General features: G+C 70.4%; 23 protein-coding genes. 18 read left to right on the forward strand and 5 right to left on the reverse strand.

Annotation, left to right across the window (positions count from 1 at the left end; translation table 11 throughout):
* Positions 1 to 78 precede the first annotated feature (78 nt).
* From map to truA, 8 genes are all read left to right on the forward strand, one after another.
* Positions 79 to 915, forward strand: coding sequence for a type I methionyl aminopeptidase (gene map, locus AB0412_RS22400; protein ID WP_366404323.1), 837 nt, complete (start codon positions 79 to 81; stop codon positions 913 to 915).
* 152 nt (positions 916 to 1067) lie between these two features.
* Complete coding sequence (gene infA / locus AB0412_RS22405; protein ID WP_003948620.1) at positions 1068 to 1289, forward strand: translation initiation factor IF-1; 222 nt, start codon at positions 1068 to 1070, stop codon at positions 1287 to 1289.
* Positions 1290 to 1349: 60 nt separating this feature from the next.
* Entirely contained in the window at positions 1350 to 1463 is a 114-nt protein-coding gene (rpmJ, locus tag AB0412_RS22410) for a 50S ribosomal protein L36 (protein WP_003998809.1), read from the forward strand.
* A gap of 192 nt (positions 1464 to 1655) precedes the next feature.
* Positions 1656 to 2036 carry a 30S ribosomal protein S13 gene (gene rpsM, locus AB0412_RS22415; RefSeq protein ID WP_019526959.1) on the forward strand — a complete coding sequence of 127 codons (381 nt, stop codon included), beginning with the start codon at positions 1656 to 1658 and terminating at the stop codon, positions 2034 to 2036.
* Positions 2037 to 2102: 66 nt separating this feature from the next.
* A complete protein-coding gene (gene rpsK / locus AB0412_RS22420; protein ID WP_003956432.1) occupies positions 2103 to 2507 on the forward strand; it encodes a 30S ribosomal protein S11 in 405 nt (134 codons plus the stop codon).
* Between the two features lie 153 nt (positions 2508 to 2660).
* Positions 2661 to 3683: a DNA-directed RNA polymerase subunit alpha gene (locus AB0412_RS22425; protein ID WP_003966937.1), complete on the forward strand. Its 1023-nt coding sequence runs from the start codon at positions 2661 to 2663 to the stop codon at positions 3681 to 3683.
* A gap of 167 nt (positions 3684 to 3850) precedes the next feature.
* Complete coding sequence (gene rplQ / locus AB0412_RS22430) at positions 3851 to 4351, forward strand: 50S ribosomal protein L17 (RefSeq protein ID WP_366404324.1); 501 nt, start codon at positions 3851 to 3853, stop codon at positions 4349 to 4351.
* 70 nt (positions 4352 to 4421) lie between these two features.
* Positions 4422 to 5276: a tRNA pseudouridine(38-40) synthase TruA gene (gene truA / locus AB0412_RS22435; RefSeq protein WP_366404325.1), complete on the forward strand. Its 855-nt coding sequence runs from the start codon at positions 4422 to 4424 to the stop codon at positions 5274 to 5276.
* Between the two features lie 43 nt (positions 5277 to 5319).
* Here the strand turns inward: truA and AB0412_RS22440 are convergent, their stop codons facing one another.
* A complete protein-coding gene (locus tag AB0412_RS22440) occupies positions 5320 to 6201 on the reverse strand; it encodes a hypothetical protein (RefSeq protein WP_366404326.1) in 882 nt (293 codons plus the stop codon).
* A 74-nt stretch (positions 6202 to 6275) separates the two neighbouring features.
* On the opposite strand from AB0412_RS22440, the gene AB0412_RS22445 reads away from it, so the two are divergent.
* The 4 genes from AB0412_RS22445 (at position 6276) to glmM (ending at position 10379) form a co-directional block, all read left to right on the forward strand.
* Complete coding sequence (locus AB0412_RS22445) at positions 6276 to 7487, forward strand: glycosyltransferase family 87 protein (protein ID WP_366404327.1); 1212 nt, start codon at positions 6276 to 6278, stop codon at positions 7485 to 7487.
* A 250-nt stretch (positions 7488 to 7737) separates the two neighbouring features.
* On the forward strand, positions 7738 to 8181 hold the full coding sequence (gene rplM, locus AB0412_RS22450) for a 50S ribosomal protein L13 (protein ID WP_019526965.1): 444 nt from the start codon (positions 7738 to 7740) through the stop codon (positions 8179 to 8181).
* Between the two features lie 42 nt (positions 8182 to 8223).
* Positions 8224 to 8736: a 30S ribosomal protein S9 gene (gene rpsI, locus AB0412_RS22455; protein ID WP_019526966.1), complete on the forward strand. Its 513-nt coding sequence runs from the start codon at positions 8224 to 8226 to the stop codon at positions 8734 to 8736.
* A gap of 284 nt (positions 8737 to 9020) precedes the next feature.
* Entirely contained in the window at positions 9021 to 10379 is a 1359-nt protein-coding gene (gene glmM / locus AB0412_RS22460) for a phosphoglucosamine mutase (protein ID WP_366404328.1), read from the forward strand.
* A gap of 99 nt (positions 10380 to 10478) precedes the next feature.
* On the opposite strand, the gene AB0412_RS22465 is transcribed toward glmM, so the two are convergent.
* Both AB0412_RS22465 and coaA read right to left on the reverse strand, forming a co-directional pair.
* Entirely contained in the window at positions 10479 to 11423 is a 945-nt protein-coding gene (locus tag AB0412_RS22465; protein ID WP_366404329.1) for a DUF389 domain-containing protein, read from the reverse strand.
* A gap of 16 nt (positions 11424 to 11439) precedes the next feature.
* Entirely contained in the window at positions 11440 to 12429 is a 990-nt protein-coding gene (gene coaA, locus AB0412_RS22470; protein ID WP_366404330.1) for a type I pantothenate kinase, read from the reverse strand.
* Positions 12430 to 12627: 198 nt separating this feature from the next.
* Here coaA and AB0412_RS22475 point away from each other — a divergent pair, with 198 nt between their 5' ends.
* On the forward strand, positions 12628 to 13413 hold the full coding sequence (locus AB0412_RS22475) for a hypothetical protein (RefSeq protein ID WP_366404331.1): 786 nt from the start codon (positions 12628 to 12630) through the stop codon (positions 13411 to 13413).
* Between the two features lie 27 nt (positions 13414 to 13440).
* Here AB0412_RS22475 and AB0412_RS22480 read toward each other — a convergent pair whose 3' ends face one another.
* Positions 13441 to 13872: an ankyrin repeat domain-containing protein gene (locus tag AB0412_RS22480; RefSeq protein WP_366404332.1), complete on the reverse strand. Its 432-nt coding sequence runs from the start codon at positions 13870 to 13872 to the stop codon at positions 13441 to 13443.
* Between the two features lie 117 nt (positions 13873 to 13989).
* Between AB0412_RS22480 and glmS the strand changes: the two genes are divergently transcribed.
* The 3 genes from glmS (at position 13990) to AB0412_RS22495 (ending at position 16928) form a co-directional block, all read left to right on the forward strand.
* A complete protein-coding gene (gene glmS, locus AB0412_RS22485; RefSeq protein WP_366404333.1) occupies positions 13990 to 15837 on the forward strand; it encodes a glutamine--fructose-6-phosphate transaminase (isomerizing) in 1848 nt (615 codons plus the stop codon).
* A 104-nt stretch (positions 15838 to 15941) separates the two neighbouring features.
* Positions 15942 to 16448: a DUF5959 family protein gene (locus tag AB0412_RS22490; protein WP_366404334.1), complete on the forward strand. Its 507-nt coding sequence runs from the start codon at positions 15942 to 15944 to the stop codon at positions 16446 to 16448.
* Between the two features lie 108 nt (positions 16449 to 16556).
* Complete coding sequence (locus AB0412_RS22495; protein ID WP_366404335.1) at positions 16557 to 16928, forward strand: holo-ACP synthase; 372 nt, start codon at positions 16557 to 16559, stop codon at positions 16926 to 16928.
* A gap of 121 nt (positions 16929 to 17049) precedes the next feature.
* On the opposite strand, the gene AB0412_RS22500 is transcribed toward AB0412_RS22495, so the two are convergent.
* Positions 17050 to 18204, reverse strand: coding sequence for a hypothetical protein (locus AB0412_RS22500; RefSeq protein ID WP_366404379.1), 1155 nt, complete (start codon positions 18202 to 18204; stop codon positions 17050 to 17052).
* 195 nt (positions 18205 to 18399) lie between these two features.
* Here AB0412_RS22500 and AB0412_RS22505 point away from each other — a divergent pair, with 195 nt between their 5' ends.
* Both AB0412_RS22505 and alr read left to right on the forward strand, forming a co-directional pair.
* Entirely contained in the window at positions 18400 to 19875 is a 1476-nt protein-coding gene (locus tag AB0412_RS22505) for an NAD(P)H-hydrate dehydratase (protein WP_366404336.1), read from the forward strand.
* A gap of 393 nt (positions 19876 to 20268) precedes the next feature.
* Positions 20269 to 21444 carry an alanine racemase gene (alr, locus tag AB0412_RS22510; protein WP_366404337.1) on the forward strand — a complete coding sequence of 392 codons (1176 nt, stop codon included), beginning with the start codon at positions 20269 to 20271 and terminating at the stop codon, positions 21442 to 21444.
* The last annotated feature ends 144 nt before the right edge of the window (positions 21445 to 21588 follow it).

The following is a 21588-nucleotide window of genomic DNA, read 5'->3' on the forward strand; positions in this document are numbered from 1 at the left end:
GCCGCGGCTGAGCCTTGTCGCTGGCCGTATCGTTGATGGCGTCCGTTCTTTCTCCGGTCCAGAAAGGCCGTAGCCCCCATGGTGCAGATCAAGAACCCCGAGCAGATCGCCAAGATGCGTGAGGCGGGGTTGGTCGTCGCTGCTATTCACGCGGCCACGCGGGAGGCGGCCGTGCCCGGGGCGACCACCAAGGATCTGGACCAGGTCGCCCGGAAGGTGCTGGCGGAGCACAACGCCAAGCCGAACTTCCTCGGGTACGGCGGGTTCCCGGCCACCATCTGCACCTCCGTGAACGAGGTCGTCGTGCACGGGATCCCCTCCGACGAGGTCGTGCTGAAGGACGGCGACATCATCTCGATCGACTGCGGTGCGATCATCGACGGCTGGCACGGCGATGCCGCGTACACCGCGTTCGTCGGGTCCGGCCACTCCCCGGAGCTGGTCGAGCTGTCCCGGGTGACCGAGGAGTCGATGTGGGCCGGGATCGCGGCGATGAAGCAGGGCAACCGGCTCGTCGACGTCTCACGCGCCATCGAGACGTACATCCGGCGCCAGCCCAAGCCCGGCGGCGGCCGGTACGGGATCATCGAGGACTACGGCGGTCACGGCATCGGCACCGAGATGCACATGGACCCGCACCTGCTGAACTACGTCGACCGGCGCCGGGGCAAGGGGCCCAAGCTGGTCCCCGGGTTCTGCCTCGCCATCGAGCCGATGGTGTCCCTGGGCACACCGAAGACCGTCGTCCTGGAGGACGAGTGGACGGTCGTCACGACGGACGGCACCTGGTCCTCGCACTGGGAGCACTCCGTCGCCCTCACCGAGGAGGGCCCCCTGGTCCTGACGGCCCCCGACGGAGGCAAGGCCAAGCTGGCCGAGTACGGCATCACGGCCGCCCCCGATCCGCTCGGTTAAGGATCTGGCGCGTGGGGCAGACTTCCTCGATTCGTCTTTCCGGGTGCGCTGACGTAGACTGACTCGTCGGCTCTTGTGCACCCGCATGTCCGCATGCACTACGTACGGTGCACGTGGGAGTCGATCAAGGTAGTCGATTCGAAGGGCGAAGCGTGGCCAAGAAGCAAGGTGCCATCGAGATCGAGGGCACTGTCGTCGAGTCTCTGCCGAACGCCATGTTCAAGGTCGAGCTCCAGAACGGCCACCAGGTCCTGGCACACATCAGCGGCAAGATGCGTATGCACTACATCCGCATCCTCCCTGACGACCGGGTCGTGGTGGAGCTGTCTCCGTACGACCTGACGCGTGGCCGGATCGTCTACCGGTACAAGTAGATCTTGCCCGCGCCCCGGCCCGCCGGGGTGGTGGCACTGACCCGGAGAACCTCACATCCCATGAAGGTCAAGCCGAGCGTCAAGAAGATCTGCGACAAGTGCAGGGTGATCCGCCGTCACGGCCGGGTCATGGTCATCTGCGAGAACCCGCGCCACAAGCAGCGCCAGGGCTGACCGCAGCACGACCCACCCTCTGCGACTGTTCGCAGATCTTCGCGCGACGCGAGCAACATGTTCATACGCAGGGCCCGAGCCGAGCACGGCTCGACACCCCCGGTTCGGAGGCCGGGGACCCAGTTCGTACCTGGTACGGCGGCTGGGAGCCGGTTCTGTGGAAGACCTCCGACAACCAACTGGAGCCATTGAATGGCACGCGTTTCCGGTGTTGACATCCCGCGCGACAAGCGCGTGGAGATCGCCCTCACCTACGTGTTCGGCATCGGCCGGACCCTTTCGCAGCAGACGCTGGCCGCCACCGGCGTCGACCCGAACACCCGCGTTCGCGACCTGACCGAAGAGCAGCTGGTCGCCATCCGCGAGTACGTCGACAACAACATCAAGACCGAGGGTGACCTCCGTCGCGAGATCCAGGCCGACATCCGCCGCAAGGTCGAGATCGGCACCTACCAGGGTCTGCGTCACCGTCGCGGTCTGCCCGTCCGCGGTCAGCGCACCAGCACCAACGCGCGTACCCGCAAGGGCCCGCGTCGCGCCATCGCCGGCAAGAAGAAGCCGGGCAAGAAGTAGTCCTCAGCGGACTTCGCCGTCCAGCGGTCTTCGCTGTAGGACCGACCACCTCCCGTAGGAGTACAGATGCCCCCCAAGGGACGTCAGGGCGCTGCCAAGAAGGTGCGCCGCAAGGAAAAGAAGAACGTCGCTCACGGCCACGCGCACATCAAGAGCACGTTCAACAACACCATCGTTTCGATCACGGACCCGTCCGGCAACGTGATCTCCTGGGCCTCCGCCGGCCACGTCGGCTTCAAGGGCTCCCGGAAGTCCACGCCGTTCGCCGCGCAGATGGCCGCCGAGTCGGCTGCCCGCCGCGCCCAGGAGCACGGCATGCGCAAGGTCGACGTGTTCGTGAAGGGTCCGGGTTCGGGTCGTGAGACCGCGATCCGTTCGCTTCAGGCGACCGGTCTCGAGGTCGGCTCCATCCAGGACGTCACCCCGACCCCGCACAACGGCTGCCGTCCGCCGAAGCGCCGTCGCGTCTGACGTTCGCTTCGTCACGGTCTGTGGTTCCGGGCGGTACGGCCGAGTATTCGGGCCGTATCGCCCGTACCCTTGCAGTACCCGCATCTGTCACCGGTGCGGTTTCCGTCGGGCGTCATATAGCGGGCGTCCACGAAAGAAGGATCTGATCCACACATGCTGATCGCTCAGCGTCCCTCGTTGACCGAAGAGGTCGTCGACGAGTTCCGCTCCCGGTTCGTGATCGAGCCGCTGGAGCCGGGCTTCGGTTACACCCTCGGCAACTCCCTGCGCCGCACCCTCCTGTCGTCCATCCCCGGTGCCGCTGTCACCAGCATCCGCATCGACGGTGTCCTGCACGAGTTCACCACCGTGCCGGGCGTCAAGGAGGACGTCACCGACCTGATCCTCAACATCAAGCAGCTGGTCGTGTCGAGCGAGCACGACGAGCCCGTGGTGATGTACCTGCGCAAGCAGGGCCCGGGTCTGGTCACCGCCGCCGACATCGCGCCGCCGGCCGGTGTCGAGGTGCACAACCCCGACCTCGTTCTGGCGACCCTGAACGGCAAGGGCAAGCTGGAGATGGAGCTGACGGTCGAGCGTGGCCGCGGCTACGTCTCCGCCGTGCAGAACAAGCAGGTCGGCCAGGAGATCGGCCGGATCCCGGTCGACTCGATCTACTCGCCGGTGCTCAAGGTCACGTACAAGGTCGAGGCCACGCGTGTCGAGCAGCGCACCGACTTCGACAAGCTGATCGTCGACGTCGAGACCAAGCAGGCGATGCGTCCCCGTGACGCCATGGCCTCCGCCGGTAAGACGCTGGTCGAGCTGTTCGGTCTCGCGCGTGAGCTGAACATCGACGCCGAGGGCATCGACATGGGTCCGTCCCCGACGGACGCCGCCCTCGCCGCCGATCTGGCGCTGCCGATCGAGGAGCTCGAGCTCACCGTTCGGTCGTACAACTGCCTCAAGCGTGAGGGCATCCACTCCGTGGGTGAGCTCGTCGCGCGTTCCGAGGCGGACCTCCTCGACATTCGCAACTTCGGTGCGAAGTCCATCGACGAGGTCAAGGCGAAGCTGGCGGGCATGGGTCTCGCGCTGAAGGACTCGCCTCCCGGATTCGACCCGACCGCGGCTGCGGACGCGTTCGGTGCCGATGACGATGCTGACGCCGGTTTCGTGGAGACCGAGCAGTACTGATTCGGCTGCCGGTCCGTTGTGGCTGGTCGCGCAGTTCCCCGCGCCCCTTTGGGGGCGCGGGACATTCCGGTGCTTCAAGAGTGGCCGGATCTCCGACAGGCAACCGCCTGCTCGGATACTGACTCCGGTACCTGATACGGCCGGGGCAGACATCTAGGAGAAACACGATGCCGAAGCCCACCAAGGGTGCCCGTCTGGGCGGCAGTGCCGCGCACGAGAAGCTGATGCTCGCGAACCTCGCGAAGTCGCTGTTCGAGCACGGCCGCATCACCACCACCGAGGCGAAGGCCCGCCGTCTGCGGCCGTACGCCGAGCGTCTGATCACCAAGGCGAAGAAGGGTGACCTTCACAACCGCCGTCAGGTGCTCCAGGTCATCACGGACAAGAGCATCGTCCACACGCTCTTCACCGAGATCGGCCCGCGGTACGAGAACCGTCCGGGTGGCTACACCCGCATCACCAAGATCGGTAACCGCCGTGGCGACAACGCGCCCATGGCCGTCATCGAGCTGGTCGAGGCGCTGACGGTGCAGCAGAAGGCGGTCGGCGAGGCCGAGGCCGCCACCAAGCGCGCGGTCAAGGAGGACGCCCTCAAGAAGGACGAGGCTGTCGAGGCCAAGTCCGAGGACGCCGCCGAGGCTCCCGCCGAGGAGTCGAAGGACGCGTAAGCGTTCGTGCGTGTGCGGGCCCGTTCCTTTCGGAGCGGGCCCGCTCTCGTGTTCCTGAGAGGATCAGTACGTGAGTGATGAAGCAGCACCCGGATACGTCCGTGTCCGACTCGATCTGTCCTACGACGGCTCCGACTTTCACGGCTGGGCCAAGCAGGCCGGTGGCCGTCGGACCGTTCAGGGGGAGGTCGAGGACGCGCTGCGGACCGTCACACGGTCCCGGGAGACGTACGAGCTGACCGTGGCCGGGCGGACCGACGCGGGTGTGCACGCGCGTGGGCAGGTGGCGCATGTGGATCTCCCGCGTGAGGTGTGGGCCGAGCACCACCAGAAGCTGCTCAAGCGGCTCGCCGGGCGGCTGCCCAAGGACGTGCGGGTGTGGGCCCTGAGAGAGGCGCCCACCGGCTTCGACGCGCGGTTCTCCGCCGTCTGGCGGCGTTACGCCTACCGCGTCACCGACAACCCCGGGGGCGTCGATCCCCTGCTCCGGAACCACGTCCTCTGGCACGACTGGCCGCTCGATGTCGACGCCATGAACGAGGCCGCCCGCGGGCTGCTCGGCGAGCACGACTTCGCCGCCTACTGCAAACGGCGGGAGGGGGCGACCACGATTCGTACCCTGCAGGAGCTGAGCCTCGTGCGGAGGGACGACGGGATCATCACCGCCACCGTGCGGGCCGACGCCTTCTGCCACAACATGGTGCGGTCGCTGATCGGGGCGCTGTTGTTCGTGGGGGACGGGCACCGACCGACGGACTGGCCCGGAAAGGTGCTGGCGGCGGGCGTGCGGGACTCGGCCGTGCACGTCGTGCGGCCGCACGGGCTGACGCTGGAGGAAGTCGGTTATCCGGCCGACGAGTTGCTGGCCGCGCGGAGCAGGGAGGCCCGGAACAAGAGGTCGTTGCCGGCACGCGGTTGCTGCTGAGCGGTGAGGGCCGGCTCCGGACGGGGCCGGCCCTCCTGCCTGGCTACTCGTTCGCCGCTGCCGACGCCTGGGCCTCGCCCCGGCGGCGGATCTGACGGAACGTGAACTCCGCCAGGTCGTCGCCCGTGGAGAAGACCGCGGTGTCCTTGGTCGTCACGTCCTTGCCGTTCGTGAAGCCGGCCAGGGTGAAGTAGGCGTAGCGTCCGTAGGAGTTGATGGTCGAGCGGCAGACCGCGCCGTCGCAGAACTCCTTGACGCCGCCGCCCGCGAGGGACTTGATGATGCTCTTCTTGTCGGCCTGCTGCTTGGCCTTGAGCGCCTGGGCCTCGGTGTCGAACACCGCCACGCCGACCGTCACCGCCACGTTGTCCTTGGTGTAGGTGACGCGCATCAGACGGGTGCAGTCGTTGTCGCCCAGGACCTTGGGGAGCGTCGCCTTCGCGGCCGAGGCGCAGTTGCGGGTGTCGGCCGTGGGGCCCTTCTTGTACACCGTCTCACCCATGGTGAGCTGGGTGCCCGGGAAGAGGATGTCCGGGCCGAGCGGCGCCCGGTCCTTCTTGGCGCTGGCGATGAAGTCCTTCGGATCCAGCGGCGGCGGGGCGCTGGTCGGGGCGAACGACGGGACCGTGCTCGTCGCGCTCGGTATGTCGGCGCTCCCGGGCAGCTGGGAGGACGGGCCGCCCGCGGTCTCGTTGTTGCCGCCCGCGGAGACGACGGCCACCGCCACGGCCGTGCCTATCGCGACGGTCGCGAGTGCGCCGCCGCCTATGAACAGCAGCCGTCGCCGTTTGGCGCGGGCCTCGGAGGCCTCGGCGAGCGCGGCCCAGTCGGGGGACTGGCCGGAGCTGCCGCTGTTCCAGGGCTGCTGAGAATGCGGTTTCCAGGGATCCCACTGTTGCTGAGAGCCCCCCTGCCCATAACTCATGGGGCGCATCTTAGACGGGGCCGGGGGTGTGCTGGTCCGCCTCAACGTGCCTCGCAGCCCCTAGCGTTGCCCCCATGGCGACGGGCAAATGCGACATCTCCGGGTGGTTGGTGCGACCGGCGAGCGGGCACCTGTGGGCGGGACTTGCGGTGGTGCTGTGCGCGCTGACGGTGCACGCGGTGCGGGTGACCTCGGACGGGGGGATGGACAACGCGATCGTCGTGGACGCGGCACGGTCCTGGCTGGCCGGTGGTTCGCCGTACGACGATCCGCACTTCCTCTATCTGCCGGGTGCCGTGGTGGCCGCCGCCCCGCAGACCCTGGTGCCGCGGCCCGTGCTGACCGTGCTCGTGCCGGTGGCGGTGACCCTTACGCTCACGCTGGCCTGGGCCTGTGCCCTGCGGCTGCACCGCGTACCGCTGCACAGCAGGCTCGCCGCCCTCGGGCTGCTCGCGCTGGCGGCGGGCTTCGCCCCGTTCGGGCATCTGGTGCGGCTGGGCAACTGGACGGTGACGGCGGTGCTGGCGCTGCCGCTGTGTCTGCTGCTGGCGAACCGGGGCCGGTGGGTGGCGGCGGGCGCGCTGATCGGCGTGGCCGTCGCGCTGAAGCCGTTGCTCGCCCCTGTGGCGCTGCTGTTCGTCTTCGCGCGCCGGTGGCGGGCGCTGGCGGTGCTGGTCCTGGTGCCGGCCCTGGCGTCGGGGGCAGCGGGGCTGCTGCTGCCCGATCCGGCGGGCTTCTTCACCCGCACCCTGCCGTTCCTGCTGACCGGCGACGACTCGTTCGTACGGCTGTACGAGGCCTCGCTGCCCGCGGTGCTGCGCCGGCTCGGGCTGCCGCGGGCGCCCGCCGAGGTGATCGGCCTGCTCGCGGCGGCGGCCGGGGTGCTGTGCGCGTACCGGCGCTGGGGCGTGGGGGACGCCGGGCCGCTCAGGCTGGTGGAGACGGCCACGGGGCTGATGCTCTCGGCGTTCCTCGTCTCACGGCCGTCCTACGACCACTACCTCCTGGTCGTCGTGCCGCTGCTGCTCGCCGGCCTGCCGTACGCCGGGTCGGTGGCCCGGCGGCCCTGGTTCTGGCTCGCGCTGGTGCCGCAGCTGCCGGGAGTGACCTGGCCGTGGCTGGAGACGGGGCGGCGCAGGGCCTTCCGGGACGCGTTCACCCTGTGTGCGCTGGCGGTGACGGTCGCGAGCCGGAGCATGCGCGGTGGTCAGGGGCGGAAAGGGCTGTGGCGGGCGCCGCGGCGGCAGCGGGCGGCTGTGCGGCAGGAAAGCGGAGTAGGGCCGTAGAATCGGGGAGTGCGTGCAGTCCGCGCAGGCCGACTCGTTTTGACCCGTCCGGCCGAGCGTGGGTATTCTGCATGTTCGTTATGTGTATTGGCTTGCTCATTCTCACGTGAGGGGCCCTTACACCGGTCCACCGGGCCGATGACCAGCGACCAGCACGCGGTTTGCGTCACCGCAGTGCGGTCAGGGCTGTCGTGATCGTCTTCGGTGACCTTGTCAGGACCATTCACTGAAGAAGCGAAGGCTACGAACCGTGCGTACGTACAGCCCCAAGCCCGGCGATGTGACGCGCCAGTGGCACGTCATCGATGCTCAGGACGTCGTCCTGGGCCGTCTGGCCTCCACTGCTGCCTCCATCCTGCGTGGCAAGCACAAGCCGATCTACGCGCCGCACGTTGACACCGGTGACTTCGTCATCATCATCAACGCCGACAAGGTGCACCTCTCCGGCAACAAGCGGACCCAGAAGATGGCGTACCGCCACTCCGGCTACCCGGGTGGTCTGCGCTCCGTCCGTTACGACGAGCTGCTCGCGAAGAACCCCGAGAAGGCCATCGAGAAGGCCGTCAAGGGCATGCTCCCCAAGAACACCCTGGGCCGTCAGATGCTCTCGAAGCTGAAGGTCTACTCGGGCGACCAGCACCCGCACGCTGCCCAGCAGCCGGTGCCGTTCGAGATCACCCAGGTCGCGCAGTAAGTCCGGCCACCCCCTAAGACTGAAGAGAATCTGAGGAGAATCGTGGCCGAGACCACTGCCGAGCAGCCGCTCGAAGAGCTTGACATCGACAGCTACACCACCGAGTCCGAGGTCCCCGTCGAGGGCGAGTACACCTCGGAGTCCATGGCCTCCCGCTTCGGCGAGCCCCAGCCGGCCGCCGGCCTGGGCCGCCGCAAGAACGCCATCGCCCGCGTCCGGATCGTCCCGGGCACCGGCAAGTGGAAGATCAACGGTCGCACCCTCGAGGACTACTTCCCGAACAAGGTGCACCAGCAGGAAGTCAACGAGCCCTTCAAGGTGCTCGAGCTCGAGGGCCGCTACGACGTCATCGCCCGCATCGCGGGTGGCGGTGTCTCCGGTCAGGCCGGTGCGCTCCGTCTGGGTGTCGCCCGTGCGCTGAACGAGGCGGACGTCGACAACAACCGCGGCCCGCTCAAGAAGGCCGGCTTCCTGCGCCGCGACGACCGCGCGGTCGAGCGGAAGAAGGCCGGTCTGAAGAAGGCCCGCAAGGCCCCGCAGTACAGCAAGCGCTGATCTCCGCGCCTGCTCGTACTCCGAACGCCCCGGCGGCACGCCACTGTGCTGCCGGGGCGTTCGTGTATCACTGCCGTGGGCGTATAACGACACAAGGCGCTCAAAGGCTAATGTGATCGGATGGTCGTGCTGGGCCGGCCCGCTCGGATGCCGGGCACGGCCTGCCCCGGATCCAGCCGGGCGATGCCGAGCCGCACTCGCATCGCGACCGTCCAGAGCCCCGGCACCGCTTCCGACATCGCCTCGGCGCGGCTTTCGACATTGATGCTTCCTCAGGAGGACAAGTGGGACGACTCTTCGGCACGGACGGCGTGCGCGGTGTCGCCAACGCGGACCTGACGGCGGAGATGGCCCTCGGCCTCTCCGTGGCCGCCGCGCACGTACTGGCCGAGGCGGGCACGTTCGAGGGACACCGGCCCACCGCCGTGGTCGGCCGTGATCCGCGCGCCTCCGGGGAGTTCCTGGAGGCAGCCGTCGTCGCGGGCCTCGCCAGCGCCGGTGTGGACGTGCTGCGGGTCGGCGTGCTGCCGACGCCCGCGGTCGCCCACCTCACCGGCGCGCTCGGCGCCGACCTCGGCGTGATGCTCTCCGCGAGCCACAACGCCATGCCCGACAACGGCATCAAGTTCTTCGCCCGCGGCGGCCACAAACTCGCCGACGAGCTCGAGGACCGTATCGAGGCCGTCTACGAGGAGCACCGCACCGGTGCGCCCTGGGACCGGCCGACCGGGGCCGGTGTCGGCAGGGTGCGGGACTACGAGGAGGGCCTCGACACGTATGTCGCGCACCTCGTCGGCGTCCTGCCGAACCGGCTCGACGGGCTGCGCATCGTCCTCGACGAGGCGCACGGCGCGGCCTCCCGGGTGTCGCCGGAGGCGTTCACGCGGGCGGGCGCCGAGGTCGTCACGATCGGCGCCGACCCGGACGGCCTCAACATCAACGACGGCTGCGGCTCGACCCACCTGGACCAGCTCAAGGCCGCCGTCGTCGAGCACCAGGCCGCCCTCGGCATCGCGCACGACGGGGACGCCGACCGGTGCCTGGCCGTGGACCACACCGGTGAGGAGGTCGACGGGGACCAGATCCTCGCCGTGCTCGCGCTGGCGATGCGGGAGCGGGAGGCACTGCGCTCGGACACCGTCGTCGCGACCGTGATGTCGAACCTGGGCTTCAAGCTGGCGATGGAGCGCGAGGGCATCCAGGTCGTGCAGACCGCGGTCGGCGACCGGTATGTGCTGGAGGAGATGAAGGAGCGCGGGTACGCGCTCGGCGGTGAGCAGTCCGGGCACGTGATCGTGCTGGACCACGCCACGACCGGTGACGGCACGCTGACCGGGCTGCTGCTGGCGGCGCGGGTCGCCGAGACGGGCCGCTCGCTGCGGGAGCTGGCGGCCGTGATGGAGCGGCTGCCGCAGGTGCTGATCAATGTGCCCGATGTGGACAAGTCGCGGGTGAGGACGTCGGCGGAGCTGGCGGCGGCGGTGACCGAGGCGGAGCGGGAGCTGGGGACCACCGGGCGGGTGCTGTTGCGTCCCTCCGGGACCGAGCCGTTGGTTCGGGTGATGGTCGAGGCGGCCGACATCGATCAGGCTCGGTCCGTGGCGGGGCGGCTCGCGGATGTCGTGAAGTCTGCGCTCGGGTAAGTGGGGGTGCCGGGTTCGGGGTGGGGGCGCTGCTTCGTCGCGGGCTGCGAGTGCGTCGTGGCTTGTCGCGCAGTTCCCCGCGCCCCTGAGGGTGTTTCCCTACCCGGCGTTTCTTGTGAGGCGCTTGCGTTGGGCCGACCACAGGGCCTTCTGGGCGGCCAGGGTCAAGGTGCCTGCGACGGTGATGCCGAGCAGGTTCAAAAGGAGCTGTTCCGTCGAGCCCCAGGTCTGGGGGGTGTCGCCGTAGCTCAGGGCTACGGCGGCGTTCGCGGCGGCCGGGACGGTCGTCACCGAGATGGCGACACCGACCAGGGCGCCGGACTTCGCGGACGTGAGGGAGAGGGTGCCCGCCGCTCCGGCCAGGACCGCCACCACGAACGAGAACCAGTCGGGGGCGTAGACGAAACCGGTCTGCGGTCGGTCGGCGTCCAGTTGCTCCTGCGAGAACAGGCCGACCGCATCCATGAAGAAGCTGAAGCCCACCGTCACCGCCATCGCCACGGCGAAGCCCACCAGCAGGGCGATCATCGAGCGCACCGCGAGCCGGGGCCGGCGCTGCACCACCGCGGTCGAGATACCGGCCAGCGGACCGAACTCCGGGCCGACCGCCATCGCGCCCACGATCAGGATCGCGTTGTCCAGGACGACACCGCAGGCGGCGATCATCGTGGCCAGCGTGATGAACGCCAGGTAGGTGATCGACAGGGTCGACTCCTCGTGGGTGGCGTCGGTCAGGTGCTCCCACAGCACCGCGTCCGCGCCCTCGCCCGGCGCCTCCTCCTCCGCCCTGTCGGCCCGCTTGGACAGCGACAGGTCGATGTTCTCCACGGCGATGGACCCCGACGTGTCGAGGCCGAGGCTCTGGAGCTCGCTGAGGAGCTCGTCGCCCGCCTCGCGGGCCACGTCGCACAGCACGACGTCCCCGGCGGGGTTGCGGGCGGCGCCCGGCAGCACGCACAAGTGCGTCGTCCCGACGGTGGACTCGATGAGGCGGACCACGTCGTCGGTCTTCTCCGCGGGCGTGATCAGGCGCAGGTGCAGCATGGCGGCAGCGTAGCCGTCACAGTTTGCGCAGGCTCAGGCGCTGCACCTTGTGGTCCGGGCCCTTGCGCAGGACGAGGGTGGCGCGGCCCCGGGTGGGGGCGATGTTCTCCACGAGGTTCGGCTTGTTGATGGTGCGCCACATCGTGCGCGCGTAGTCGAGGGCCTCCTCCTCCGAGACCTGCGTGTACTTGCGGAAGTACGAGGAGGGGTTCTGGAACGCGGTCTCGCGCAGCCGCTTGAAGCGGTCGAGATACCAGCGCTCGACGTCCTCGGTGCGGGCGTCGACGTACACGCTGAAGTCGAAGTAGTCGGCGAGACCGACCCGGGTGCGGCCGTCCTTGCCGGGCAGGGCGGGCTGCAGGACGTTCAGCCCCTCGACGATCAGGATGTCGGGGCGGCGCACGACGAGCTTCTCGCCCGGGATGATGTCGTACTTCAGGTGGGAGTAGACGGGCGCGGTGACCTCGTCCTTGCCGGCCTTGATGTCGGCGACGAAGCGGGTGAGCGCGCGGCGGTCGTACGACTCGGGGAAGCCCTTGCGGGACATCAGGCCGCGCGCCTGGAGCTCCTTGGTGGGCAGCAGGAAGCCGTCGGTGGTGACCCGCTCGACGCGAGGGTGCTCGGGCCAGCGGGACAGCAGGGCGCGCAGCAGCCGGGCGACGGTCGACTTGCCGACGGCGACGGAACCGGCGACGCCTATGACGAAGGGCGTACCCGACTGGGAGCCCTGCTCGCCGAGGAAGGTGTTCAGCGCACCGCGCAGGCCGTCGGTGGCGCCCACGTACAGGTTGAGCAGCCGGGACAGGGGCAGGTAGATGTCCCGCACCTCGTCGAGGTCGATGACGTCACCGAGGCCGCGCAGCTGCTCGACCTCCTCGGCGGTGAGCGGCAGCGGCGTCTTGTCGCGCAGCGCGCTCCACTCGGCGCGGGTGAGATCGACGTAGGGAGTCGCCTCCGGCCGCTGCCGGTGGGCGCTCCGGGGGGTCGAGGAGACCGGAGAGATCACAGTCCATTGTTAACGCTGTTTGAACCGGATGGCGGGTGGGGTGCGTCACGCCTGCCGCCGGGATCACGTGGTGATCACGGTCGGGTACCGGGTGATGCCTGGGTGATCGTCTGTGTGTCCCCTGTGCGTCTGCCGTGCGTACAGTGCGCGCACAGCATGCGGAAGATCGTCCGCAGAGTCGCAGAAAGAGTTCCCAACGTGAGAGCCATAGCCGTCCGCCGTACCGCGCTCGCCGCCTCCGCCGCCGCCCTGGCCCTGCTCGCCACCGCCTGCGGCGGCTCGGGCGACGACGACAACAGCGGCGAGGGCAAGGGCGCGTCCGAGTCGACCGCCGCGGCCGCGCCGGCGGCGAAGGCACTGACCGCCGCCGAGCTGGAGAAGGCCGGGCTGGCGCAGTCGGACGTCAAGGACGGCAAGGTCGCCACCAAGGTCGCCGCGACGGACGACATCGCCAAGGACCAGGTGAAGACCGAGGACGCCGCGTGCCTGCCGCTGGCGTACGCGCAGGCGGGTGTCGCGCAGGGCGAGCCGGCGGCGACGACGAAGCGGTCCTGGACCGGTGAGCCGAAGAAGCCGTCCAAGGACACCAAGCCCGAGGACGCCCTGCTGGCCGCCCTCGACGTGGACAAGATGCTGATCAACCTCGCGTCGTACGAGGACGGAGGCGCCGAGGAGGCGGTGAAGGGCCTGAACGCCGCCGCGGAGAAGTGCGCGGGCGGCTTCACGGCCACCGTGGGCGGCGAGCCGATGAAGGTCACCAAGGTGGCCACGACCGCTGCCCCCGAGGGCGGCGACGAGGGCGCGGCCATCACGCTGACGGTGGCGGCCGACGAGAACGTCCAGGCCCCCAGCAAGCTCGTCATCGTCCGCAAGGGCGCGACGCTCGTGACCTTCAGCGCGGTGAACCTGGCCGCGATGGGGACGGGCGAGGACTTCGATGTGCCGGCGGACGTGGTGGCCGCTCAGGTGGGCAAGCTGGGCTGATTCTCGGCTGATTCTCGGCGGGGACGGTCACGCGGTCGTGCGCGGTGCGGCCCCCGCCGTGACGAGAAGCTCCGCGGTCTCGGCGTGCCCGCAGTCCTGGGCCCACTCCAGGGCGGTGCGGCCGGTGCCGTGGTCCTCGCGGAGGTCCGGGTCGGCGCCGTGCGCGAGCAGTTCCCGTACGGCGTCGATGTACCCCCAGCACGCGGCCGCGCACAACGGCGTGCCCTCCGCACCGAGCCCTCTGCTCTCGGTGTCGGGGTGGGCACCGGCGGCCAGGAGGAGGCGGGCGATGTCCGCGTGTCCGCTCACGGAGGCCTGATAGAGCAGGGTCGTGCCCTCGCCGTCCCGTCCCTCCGGGTCGGCACCGGCCCGCAGAGCCGCCCTCACCCCGGCCGTGTCGTCCATGAGGATCGCGTCGAAGAGGCGCCGGGTGAGCTTCTTGCGCTGACGGTGGTTCATGACGGCCGAGGCTACCTTCGCCGGGGCCGGTCCGGCCGTTCGTACGGTGGTGGGAATTTCCGATTTCGGGCAGGCGGAGGCCGTTTCCGGGGGCTGACGGATCGTAGGGTGCCCTGCATGTGCGGAATCGTGGGATACGTGGGGACGCAGTCGGCGCTCGATGTGGTGACCGCCGGGCTGAAGCGGCTGGAGTACCGGGGATACGACTCGGCGGGGGTGGCCGTTCTCGCGGACGGCGGTCTGGCCACGGCCAAGAAGGCCGGGAAGCTCGTCAATCTCGAGAAGGAGCTGAGCGAGCGGCCGTTGCCGACGGGCACGACCGGGATCGGGCACACGCGGTGGGCCACGCACGGAGGGCCGACCGATGCGAACGCTCACCCGCACCTCGACAACGCCGGACGGGTCGCCGTCGTGCACAACGGGATCATCGAGAATTTCGCCGGGCTCAGGGAAGAACTCGCGGAGCGCGGCCATGACTTGACGTCCGAGACGGACACCGAGGTCGTCGCTCATCTGCTCGCCGAGGAGTTCTCCTCCTGCGCGGATCTCGCCGAGGCGATGCGGCTGGTGTGCCGGCGGCTGGAGGGGGCGTTCACGCTGGTCGCCGTCCACGCCGACGAGCCGGACGTGGTGGTCGGCGCGCGGCGCAACTCGCCGCTCGTCGTGGGCGTCGGCGAGGGCGAGGCCTTCCTCGCCTCGGACGTCGCCGCGTTCATCGCGCACACCCGGTCCGCGATCGAGCTGGGGCAGGACCAGGTGGTCGAGCTGCGCCGGGACACGGTGACCGTCACCGGTTTCGACGGCAGTCCGGCGGACGTGCGTTCGTACCACGTCGACTGGGACGCGTCGGCCGCCGAGAAGGCCGGCTACGACTACTTCATGCTCAAGGAGATCGCCGAGCAGCCGAAGGCCGTCGCCGACACGCTGCTGGGGCGTATCGACGCTTCCGGCTCGCTGTCGCTGGACGAGGTGCGGATCCCGGCGAGCGTGCTGCGCGAGGTCGACAAGGTCGTCATCGTGGCGTGCGGTACGGCTTTCCACGCCGGTCTCATCGCCAAGTACGCCATCGAGCATTGGACGCGGATCCCGTGCGAGGTGGAGCTGGCGAGCGAGTTCCGGTACCGGGATCCGATCCTCGACCAGCAGACCCTGGTCATCGCCGTCTCCCAGTCCGGCGAGACCATGGACACGCTGATGGCGCTACGGCACGCCCGCGAGCAGGGCGCCAAGGTGCTGGCGATCTGCAACACCAACGGCTCGACGATTCCGCGGGAGTCGGACGCGGTGCTGTACACGCACGCGGGGCCGGAGGTGGCGGTCGCCTCGACGAAGGCATTTCTGACGCAGCTGGTCGCCTGCTATCTCGTCGCGCTGTATCTGGCGCAGGTGCGGGGCACCAAGTGGGCCGACGAGATCCGGGCGGTGGTGCGGGACCTGTCGTCGATCTCCGGGGCGGTGGAGCGGGTGCTGGAGACCATGGAGCCGGTGCGGGAGCTGGCACGGTCGCTGGCGGAGAAGAACACGGTGCTCTTCCTCGGGCGGCATGTGGGGTATCCGGTCGCTCTGGAGGGCGCGCTCAAGCTGAAGGAACTCGCGTACATGCACGCGGAGGGCTTCGCGGCGGGCGAGCTGAAGCACGGGCCGATCGCGCTGATCGAGGAGGACCTGCCGGTGGTCGTCGTCGTGCCGTCGCCCCGGGGCCGGTCCGTCCTCCACGACAAGATCGTCTCCAACATCCAGGAGATCCGGGCGCGGGGTGCGCGGACGATCGTGATCGCGGAGGAGGGGGACGAGGCGGTGGTTCCGTACGCGGACCACCTGGTCCGGATCCCGGCGACTCCGGTACTGCTCCAGCCGCTGGTGGCGACGGTGCCGCTGCAGGTCTTCGCGTGCGAGCTGGCTACGGCGCGGGGGAACGAGGTGGATCAGCCTCGGAACTTGGCGAAGTCGGTGACGGTGGAGTAGCTCTCCGGCTCCCGAGGTGGCGGGGCGCGGCCGCGTCTCGCCTGCACGCCGCATGAGTTCAGCGGTGAGCGGCCGACGCAGGTCTGGTTCCGTGAGGTGCGACGATGCAGGCCAGACCAGCGCACGAAAGCGAGGAACTCGTGACGGAGCCCGCACCGACAGACCTTGTCCACCTTGTCGATCCGGAGGGGAACCGCTGCATCGTGCGGGTGACGGGACGGTCCCAGCCGGGCGTGCTGACCGGTCACGACATCCTGCGCTCGGACGTACTCGCCTCCGCGAGCTTCCTCGACGCCCGGCTCGATCTCTCCCTCCTCCCGGGCGACCTGGACTCCTGGGAGCAGGAGCTGTCCAACGTGAGGCCGGGCCGGACGGTCAGCCTCGGCGGCGACCGCGGCCCGAGCCTCGACATCCACATGCACGACGACGGCCGGCTGTCGATCCAGATCAGCGATCCGGACCGTCTAACTGCGCTCCTGGGAGTCCGACCACAAGGAGACTGGATCGCCGAGCACCGTCGGCGCCTGGAACAGGTCCGGTCGGCCTGGCCCCTCGAAGTCATCGAGACGGCCCCAGGGGTCTATGTGTGGAGCCCCGATCGCAAGAGGTGACCACCTGGTCAGGCAGCCGACTTGGCCGGAGGGAGGTCTGGAGCGGGGCAGTCCGATGGTGCTTTCGGATGTGCGGCCCGTGGGACCCGGCCCCGTAAGGTGCCCCCCATGAGCATCATCGGTGTCGGGATTGATGTTGCTGAGATCGATCGGTTCGCGGCGTCGCTGGAGCGGACGCCCGGGTTGGCTCAGCGGCTTTTCCTCGAGAGTGAGTTGTTGTTGCCCAGTGGGGAGCGGCGGGGGGTGGCCTCGCTCGCCGCGCGGTTCGCCGCCAAGGAGGCGTTGGCGAAGGCCCTGGGGGCACCCGGGGGGATGTACTGGACCGATGCCGAGGTGTACGTCGAGGACAGTGGGCAACCCCGGCTGCGGGTGACGGGGACCGTGGCCGCGCGGGCCGCTGAGCTGGGTGTGCGGTCGTGGCATGTGTCGCTCAGTCATGATGCCGGGGTCGCCTCCGCCGTCGTGGTCGCTGAGGGGTGAGAAGCGTGGTCGTGCTCGGCTTTCCCGGGGCCGGAGTCGAGCTCCCCGTCTGGGGGCAGGCCATGCTCGTCGTTGCCGCCGTGCTCACCGTCGTCTTCGCGCTCGTGCGTCATCGGCGGCGTTAGCAGATCGACTGGCTACTGTTGATCAGCGTGTTGTTGCGGAACGTCGTGTTCTCGCCGCACGGGTTCTCGCGGATCGCGCTGTTCGTCACCGTCAGGTTCTGGATGGTGATGTCCCGGTTGTTCGGGAACTCCGAGCGGGCCGCCAGCCGGAGTTCGCCGCCGCCGTCGATCGTGCCGCTCCGGGCGGCCAGCGTCACGTTGTAGCAGTTCTCGATCAGGACCGAGTTGTTGCCGGTGTTCGACAGCGTCACCCGGTCGATCGTCGCGCCGCCGCTCTCCGAGACGCAGAAGACGCCCCGGCCTCCGCCGCGTGCGATGACCTCGCCGACGCGGATGTTCGTGGGGTACGAGCTGCCGACGCGGCCGTTGCGGTTGGCCATGCGGAAGGCCGCGTAGCCCGTGCCGGTGCCGGCGTTCTCCGCGTCCACCTTGGTGACCGTGGCGTTGATGGTCTGGTTGAGGAGGAGGCCCGATTCGCCGACGTTGCGGGCGGTCACTGTGCCTACGGTCAGGCCGTCGACACCGTATGTCTCCACCGCGTGGCTGGACGCGCCGGAGACGTAGACGTTGTCGATGCGGACGTTGCGCGTCCACTGGCTGGTGTCGCCGCGGTTGTCGACGCGGATGCCGAGGCCGCGGGACAGGCGCATGTCGATCTGGCCGAGGGTCGCGTTCTGCACGTTGCGCAGGAAGACGCCGTACAGCGGGGCTCCGGTGACGTTCAGGTGCTGGACCTCGATGTCGCGGGTGCCGCGGGAGTAGACCGGGGCCTGGTCGCCGGTGCCGGTACCGGTGACGTCGATGGTGCCGCAGACGTCCAGGGTGGTGTAGCTGGGCAGCGAGATGCGGGAGCCGGCGGAGATCGAGCCAGAGCCGCGGACCACGACTCGTTCCTTCGCCGTACGGCCCGGCGTCAGGCTGCTGATCGCCGCCTGAACGGCCGCTCGCATGTCCGTGCCCGTGTGGACGGTGCTGCCACCGCGGCGGGCGGTCCAGGTGCTGCCGTTCCGCACGGCCTCCGCGTGGTAGGTGCCGTCACCGCAGGCCGCTGCGCGGGCGACTGCGGTCGTGGGGGCCGTCATGACGCTCGCGGTGGTGAGGAGTGCGGTGGTGGTGGCGGCTGCGGTGAGGAGTGCGGCTCTGCGGCCCATGGGTTCACGGCCTCTCATGTCGTCGTCCGGTCGATGTCGTCATCCGGTTGTCGTCGTCCGGTCGAATCCGTTCGACTGAATCGATTCACCCGGCGGGGCGCGTGAGTGTGGTCGTGGGCATGGTCGTACGTCAATGGGTGCGACCGGGTTCCGTGGTACGGGAGTTGAGGCGGCCCGTGCGGGAGACTCGGACGCATGCGTACTGCGTACAGCGTGGAGACGGTCAGGACGGCGGAGCGCGAACTGATGGCACGGCTGCCGGACGGGGCGCTGATGCAGCGCGCCGCCGCGGGGCTGGCCGCGACCTGCGCGGATCTGCTGGGGCGGGTGTACGGCAGCCGGGTCGTGCTGCTGGTCGGCAGCGGGGACAACGGAGGTGACGCCCTGTACGCCGGGGCGCGGCTGGCCCGGCGTGGGGCTGGGGTGAGCGCGGTGCTCCTCGCTCCGGAGCGCGCCCATGCCGGGGGGCTCGCGGCGCTGCGCCGGGCGGGGGGACGGCCCGTGCGGGCGGACGGGGCAGACGGCCGGTCCGCGGCCGAGGCGTTGATCGAGCGGGCGGATCTCGTCGTGGACGGGATCGTCGGGATCGGCGGGAAGGGCGGGTTGCGGCCGGACGCCGTGCCGCTGGCCGCCGCTGCCGAGCGGTCGCGGGCCGTGGTGGTGGCCGTGGACCTGCCGAGCGGGGTCGACGTCGACACCGGGGAGGTGCGGGGGGCGGCCCTGCGGGCCGATGTCACGGTGACGTTCGGGACGCACAAGCCGGGGCTGCTGATCGATCCGGCGCGGGAGTACGCGGGCTCGGTGCGGCTGGTCGACATCGGGCTCGAACTGCCGGAAGAGGCGGAGCTGGAGGCGTTGCAGCACGCCGATGTGGCGCGGCTGCTGCCGGTGCCGCGGGCGGAGAGCGACAAGTACCGGCGGGGGGTCGTCGGGATCGCCGCCGGGTCCGGGCGCTATCCGGGGGCCGCGGTGCTCGCGGTCGCCGGGGCGCTGCGGGGCGGTGCGGGGGCCGTGCGGTACGTCGGTCCTGCCGGGCAGGCCGTGATCGCCCGCTTCCCTGAGACGCTGGTGTCGGACCGGGGGCCCACACATGCGGGGCGGGTGCAGGCGTGGGTGGTCGGGCCGGGGGCCGGGGACGATGCGGCGACGGTCGCGGAGGTGGTGGCGTCGGACGTGCCGGTGCTGATCGACGCGGACGGGTTGCGGCTGGCCGAGGTGGCGGCGGTGCGGGCGCGGAGGGCGCCGACGCTGATGACTCCGCACGCCGGGGAGGCGGCGGCGCTGCTGGGTGTCGAGCGGGCGGAGGTCGAGGGGGGCCGGCTGGCCGCGGTGCGGGAGCTGGCGGGGCGGTACGGGGCGACGGTGCTGCTGAAGGGGTCGACGACGTTGGTGGCTGAGACCGGGGGTGGGGCGGTGCGGGTGAATCCGACGGGGACGCCGTGGCTGGCGACGGCGGGGAGCGGGGACGTGCTGTCGGGGCTTACCGGGTCGTTGCTGGCGGCGGGGCTCTCGGCGGTGGACGCGGGGAGTGCGGGGGCGTATGTGCATGGGCTGGCGGGGCGGTTCGCGGCGGGCGGCGCTGCGGGGGCGGGGGTGGCGCCGGTGGGGGCGCACGATGTGGCTGAGGCGATTCCGGGGGCTTGGCGGGATGTGGTGCGGGACGCGGGCTGAGTAGGCACGGGTGTGGGTGCCGGCCGGGGGTGGGTTTCGCTTGCCCGCGCTTGCGGGGTGCCGCTGCGCCCACCCGTGCCGCCCCAGCGGCACGACTGCCCGCAGCTAGGTCGGCCGACGGCTGCCCGCAGCTGGGTCGGCCGGCGGCTGTCGGCAGCTGGGTCGGCCGGCGGCTGTCCGCAGCTAGGTCGGCAGCTAGGTCGGCCGGCGGCTGTTCGCAGCCCGCGGCTGCGCAGGTTGGGTGCGGCGCTAGGTAGGTGACCGCACCCGCCTCAGGGGCGCGGGGAACCGCGCGGCCGGCCGCGTACGACCCGCAGTCGGTGTGCCACGGACAGGCCCCCCACCGGCGCCGCCCCGCCCGCCCGCTCCCCCCTCTGAGACACTGGCCCCACCATGAGTGAGACAGATGCCCAGTGGGCCGGTGCCGCAGGCCGGGCCCGTGCCGAGATCGATCTGGACGCGTTGCGGGGCAATGTGCGTCGGCTGCGCGAGCTGGCCCCCGGGGCTGCCCTCATGGCCGTGGTCAAGGCCGATGCGTACGGGCACGGGGCGCTCCCCTGTGCGCGGGCCGCTGTCGAGGCCGGAGCGACCTGGCTGGGCACGGCCACGCCCCAGGAGGCGCTCGCCCTGCGTGCGCCCGGCGCCGGGCTGCCGGACGACGTACGGATCATGTGCTGGCTGTGGACACCCGGCGGGCCCTGGCGGGAGGCGATCGAGGCCGGGATCGATGTGTCCCTGAGCGGGGTCTGGGCCCTGGAGGAGGCCGTCCGGGCCGCTCGCCTCGCCGGCACGCCCGCGCTCGTGCAGCTCAAGGCCGACACCGGGCTCGGGCGGAACGGGTGCCAGCCCGAGGACTGGGCCGAGCTCGTCGCCGCCGCGCTGCGGGCCGAGCGGGACGGGCTGGTGCGGATCACCGGGCTCTGGTCCCACTTCGCCTGCGCCGACGAGCCCGGGCATCCTTCCATCGCCGCCCAGCTCTCCCGCTTCCGGGAGATGGTGACGTACGCCGAGGCGCAGGGCGTTCGGCCCGAGGTGCGGCACATCGCGAACTCGCCGGCCACCCTCACGCTCCCCGAGAGCCACTTCGATCTCGTCCGGCCCGGTATCGCGATGTACGGCGTCTCGCCCAGCCCCGAGATCGGCAGCCCCGCCGATTTCGGCCTGCGGCCGGTGATGACCGTCTCCGCCTCCCTCGCGCTGGTCAAGCGTGTCCCGGGCGGGCACGGCGTCAGCTACGGCCATCACTACGTCACCCCGGGCGCGACCACCCTCGGCCTCGTCCCCCTCGGCTACGCGGACGGCATTCCGCGGCACGCCTCCTCCGCCGGACCGGTGCTGGTCGAGGGCAAGTGGCGCACGGTCGCGGGGCGGGTCGCGATGGACCAGTTCGTCGTCGACCTGGGCGGGGACGAGCCGCCGGAGGGGACGGAAGCGGTGCTGTTCGGGCCCGGTGACCGGGGTGAGCCCACCGCCGAGGACTGGGCGCAGGCGGCGGGCACCATCGCGTACGAGATCGTCACCCGGATCGGACCACGCGTTCCGCGCGTCTATGTCAGTGCGTCCGAGTAAAAGAGTCCAGTGAGTGCGTCCGCGCACATGAGTCCAGTCGAGGCGTCCGTGTGAACGCGTTCCGGTGAACGCGTCCTTGTGCGGCGCGAACGCGTCCAAGTGAGTGAGGGGCGGGACGGGGGACCCACGCAGGGGCCCCGCCCG

Source organism: Streptomyces sp. NPDC052012 (genome assembly GCF_040689265.1).
Classification (GTDB): domain Bacteria; phylum Actinomycetota; class Actinomycetes; order Streptomycetales; family Streptomycetaceae; genus Streptomyces.